The organism is Acidobacteriota bacterium (assembly GCA_003696075.1).
Lineage (GTDB): Bacteria > Acidobacteriota > Polarisedimenticolia > J045 > J045 > J045.
Map to the genome: position 1 here is coordinate 1 of RFHH01000205.1, position 3590 is coordinate 3590.

Below are 3590 nucleotides of genomic sequence, written 5' to 3' on the forward strand. Positions count from 1 at the left end.
CGCGGCATGCGCGAGGAGGCGGTGATGCTGCGCACGCGCCTGCGCGCGCTCGCCGAGGCGGAGCGCTACCTCGAGCGCCAGCACGAGGCGGGCGCCGTGCTCCCGGAGATCTACAAGCGCCTGCGCGAGGAGATGCTCGCCCGCCGCCGGCAGCTCGAGGAGACGGGCCGTCGCCTGTCGATCGATGCCGGCGCAATCCTGGACGAAGAGCGGCGCGAGCTGGAACGCCAGCTCGCGATGGTCGAGAAGGAAACCGTCCGCCAGGCGTACGCGCACGGAATTCTCGACGACCGCCTGCTGCGCCGCCTCGTCCGCGAGATCGACGACCGGATCCTCTCTCTCGGCGAGGAAGCGTCCTAGCCTGGCGGTTCGGGAAGTCCTCGGCCGGGGGTGCGCCCTATCGGCTCGCTGGCCGGGGTCTTCGACCGCTCGGGGCTGCACGCGGCGCGCGGCCCTTTCGGAGTCGTTTCCTCTACCTGGGAGCCACCTGAAGGCCACCCATCGAGCGGCATCCGCGACGTTCCCGTTGGAGGTTGCCGAAAAAGTCCCCGCTGACGGGGGTGCGCAACCGGGGGTGTGCGGTCAACCGACGGTGCGGAAGAATCGCTCGAAGACGAGGTGCCCCGCCCGCTCGACGGCGAGGCGGTCCGGTTCACCCAGCGGCGTCCCATCCGGCAGGTGGGGCCGCCAGGCTTCCAAAAGTTCCGCGTCGAGTTCGAGATGGAACTGCAGCCCGTATGCGGACGATCCGATCCGGAACGCCTGATGAGGGTAGGCCGCGGTGCTGCCGAGCAGCACGGCGCCCTTCGGCAGCTCGAACGTCTCCCCGTGCCAGTGGAACGCCGGGATCGTTTCGGCGCCGCCGAGGACGGGATCGCGGCGGCCCTCTTCGGTCAACCGCACCGGAGCGAACCCGATTTCCGGTTCGGGGCCGGGGAAAACGCGCGCGCCGAGCGCGGCGGCGAGGAGCTGGGCGCCAAGGCAGACACCGAGCACCGGCCGGCCGCGCGCGACGGCCGCGGCTAGCAGCGATCTTTCCTGGTCCAGATACGTGTGCTCTGCAGTGTCGTTCACCGACATCGGACCACCCATGACGATGAGCCCGGAGAAACGCTCGAGCACCTCGGACGGCTCCAGAGCGGTCTTGCCCGCGCTCACCGTTTCGAGAGCAATGCCGCGGTTCCTGGCGATCGTCGCGATCGAGCCGGGTCCTTCCCAGGGGACGTGCTGGATGACGAGCCAGGGCGCGGTCATGGAGGAACTCCGTCGGAGTGCGGCACCCTCCGCTGCGGCGGGGCGCCGCCGGCCGCCCATTGTCTCATGCGTTCCGGCGGGAAGCGCCGTTCAGCGGATGTTCGGAGGGCCCGCCAGGACGGTGTCGAGGAACAATCCCCGGCCGAGGAGCTCCTGGCGCCACCCGGGGCGCACGCGGTCGGCGAGCAGCGCGAGAGCGCAGCCGGTGATCGCCGGCCCGGCGGCAGCGGGATCGCCCGATGCGGCCGCCTCGAGCCGCTCGAGGAGGAGTTCTCGGATCGCGCGAGCGAGGCGCGGCGCCTCGCGGCCCTCGGCCGCCTCGAGTGCGCGGAGCGCGGCGTGGAGAGCGAGCCCCTCGTCGCGCTCCGCCGCACGCAGCGCCGCGCTCTCGCCCGCTCGCAACACGGCGATTCGGCGGAAGCGGAGGCGCAGGACCTGCTTCGCCCGCGCCTTCGCCACGTCGTCCGGGGCCGTGAGGGCCGCGCGTAGCGCCGCCGCTTCCTCGGCGGCGAGTCGCGGTGCTGCCCGCGCCGCCCAACCCCCCGGCGCCGGCGGCTCGGCGTCGGCGAAGTCGGGCCCGCGGAGATGCTCGCGCGCCCAGCGGCGGAAGCTTGAAGCGACCGCCGCGGCCCGCCGGGCGACCTGCGCGAGGTCGCCGCTCCCCGCCGCGGCCTCGGTGATCAGCCGCTCCGCCGCGCCGCCGGCAGAAGGCGCTTCGCCGGCGGGAAGCGCGGGTGCCGGCCACTTCTTCGCGGCGCCGACGAGCGGAGCGCAGACACCGCACGCCAGAACGAGTGCCGGGACCGCGGCCCGGGCGATGCGGCGTGCCGGCGAGGACGAGTCCATGCGGTAAAGATAGATCACGGCCGGGAGACGATCAGGGCCGGCCGCCCTCTGGCCCTCGTCTTCCGGCGGAGGCTTCGCTCGCCGTGCGGGATCGCTGTCCTGGCGGTGCGTTCGATCGCCGCGCGAGAACGGCCCGGATCCTCCGTTCGAGGTGACCCGCGGGGAACAAGGAAACCGCGCCGACATCGGCGTCGACGACGCGCCCCCGATACAGGAACACCTCGGTCGGGAAGGCATGCACTCCGACCTTGCGGCCGCCCCAGTCGTCCTCGCCCACCGCGAACAGAGCACCGGGGGCCCTCTCCCGCAGGATCCGCACCCCTTCCTCCGGTGTCGGGCCGATGACGAACAGGATCTCGGCGACTCCGAGGCGGTGCAGCTTGCGCTGCAATCGCGCCAGCGCCGGCAGTTCCGCGAGGCACGGCTTGCAACCGACGGTCATGAAATCGAGCACGTAGAGCTTGCCGGGATCGTCGAGGGTGATCCGCTCGCCATCGAGCGTGCGGGGCGAAGGAGGCGGAACGGGCGCCTCCGGCTCGACGGCGAGGTCGCTCCAGTGGGCCGACTCCGGAGAGCGGGCCTGGAGCAGCCCCACGAGGGACAGCGCACCGAGGCCGCCGAAGACGGCGACCACGGCGGCGGCGAGAACGGTCCGCGCGGCGATCAGCGCGGGCGCCCGCCCGCGCCGAACGAGGGCCCAGAGCGCCAGCAGCGACGCGGCCGCGATCGGAAGCAGCCGCGGGGAAGGGGTGTGCCGCGTCAGGACGGTGAGCCAGCCCGTGATCAGAACGAACACCGCGAGGAGCGGCCACACGTGCCCGCGGATCGCGAGCAGGGCGGCCGCGAGCCTGGCGAGGCAGCCGGCGAGCAGCGCGCTCCTCGCGGGGAGCGGCGCATCGGGATACAGCGTCCATGTCAGCGAGAGACCGAGTCCCGCGGCGGCGCGTGCCAGCCGATCGAAGGCATCCGCGACGCCGCGGAGGGAGATTCGCATCGCCGGTCCTCCGTGTCCGGTCGTCGCGAAGTTCTTCGCCCGGAGCCGCAGGTCCGGCGGGCGGGCCGCCGCTCCCGCGACCCTCGGCAGCTTATCGCATCGGATCTCCCTTCGGGACCGGTCGCCGGGACTGGTGGCGACCGGGGGCGGGCGGCGTGGCGCGGCGGCGCAGTGCGGAGGCGAAACGGAGAGCGCGGGCGCCGTTCCGCCCCCCGCGAGCGCCCGGTGGACCGGCCCGCTGCGAGCGCACCGCGTTTTCCGTGTCACGAGTCCGGGGGGTCCCGCATTGACCTCGTGAGCGCCCTGTCCGCCGGGCATCGGGACGGCCTCGGATAGACTGCCCGGAGCGGCGGCGCGAGGGAGGAACGACGATGAGTGCGCATCCGCTTCCGTCGCCGGCCGGGACCGCCGGCAAGCCGGGCCTGGTCGCCGTCGACGGCCGGACGTTTCCGCTCGAGGGCGCGCGTCTTTCCGCGCGCGCCCGGGGCGGGCTGGC

At 73.5% G+C, this 3590-nt stretch carries 4 protein-coding genes; 1 reads left to right on the top strand and 3 read right to left on the bottom strand.

The features are described from left to right. Positions 1–360: hypothetical protein (locus D6718_13090; protein ID RMG42983.1), on the top strand; the 360-nt coding region annotated here is incomplete at its 5' end. A 222-nt stretch (positions 361–582) separates the two neighbouring features. On the opposite strand, the gene D6718_13095 is transcribed toward D6718_13090, so the two are convergent. The 3 genes from D6718_13095 to D6718_13105 are packed head-to-tail and all read right to left on the bottom strand — an operon-like array spanning position 583 to position 3094. Further along, positions 583–1314 (bottom strand): type 1 glutamine amidotransferase, encoded by a 732-nt coding sequence (locus tag D6718_13095; protein RMG42984.1) that lies wholly within the window; start codon positions 1312–1314, stop codon positions 583–585. 30 nt (positions 1315–1344) lie between these two features. Then, positions 1345–2118: a hypothetical protein gene (locus tag D6718_13100; GenBank protein ID RMG42985.1), complete on the bottom strand. Its 774-nt coding sequence runs from the start codon at positions 2116–2118 to the stop codon at positions 1345–1347. 13 nt (positions 2119–2131) lie between these two features. After that, positions 2132–3094, bottom strand: a complete 963-nt coding sequence (locus D6718_13105) for a TlpA family protein disulfide reductase (GenBank protein ID RMG42986.1) — start codon at positions 3092–3094, stop codon at positions 2132–2134. Positions 3095–3590: the final 496 nt, after the last annotated feature.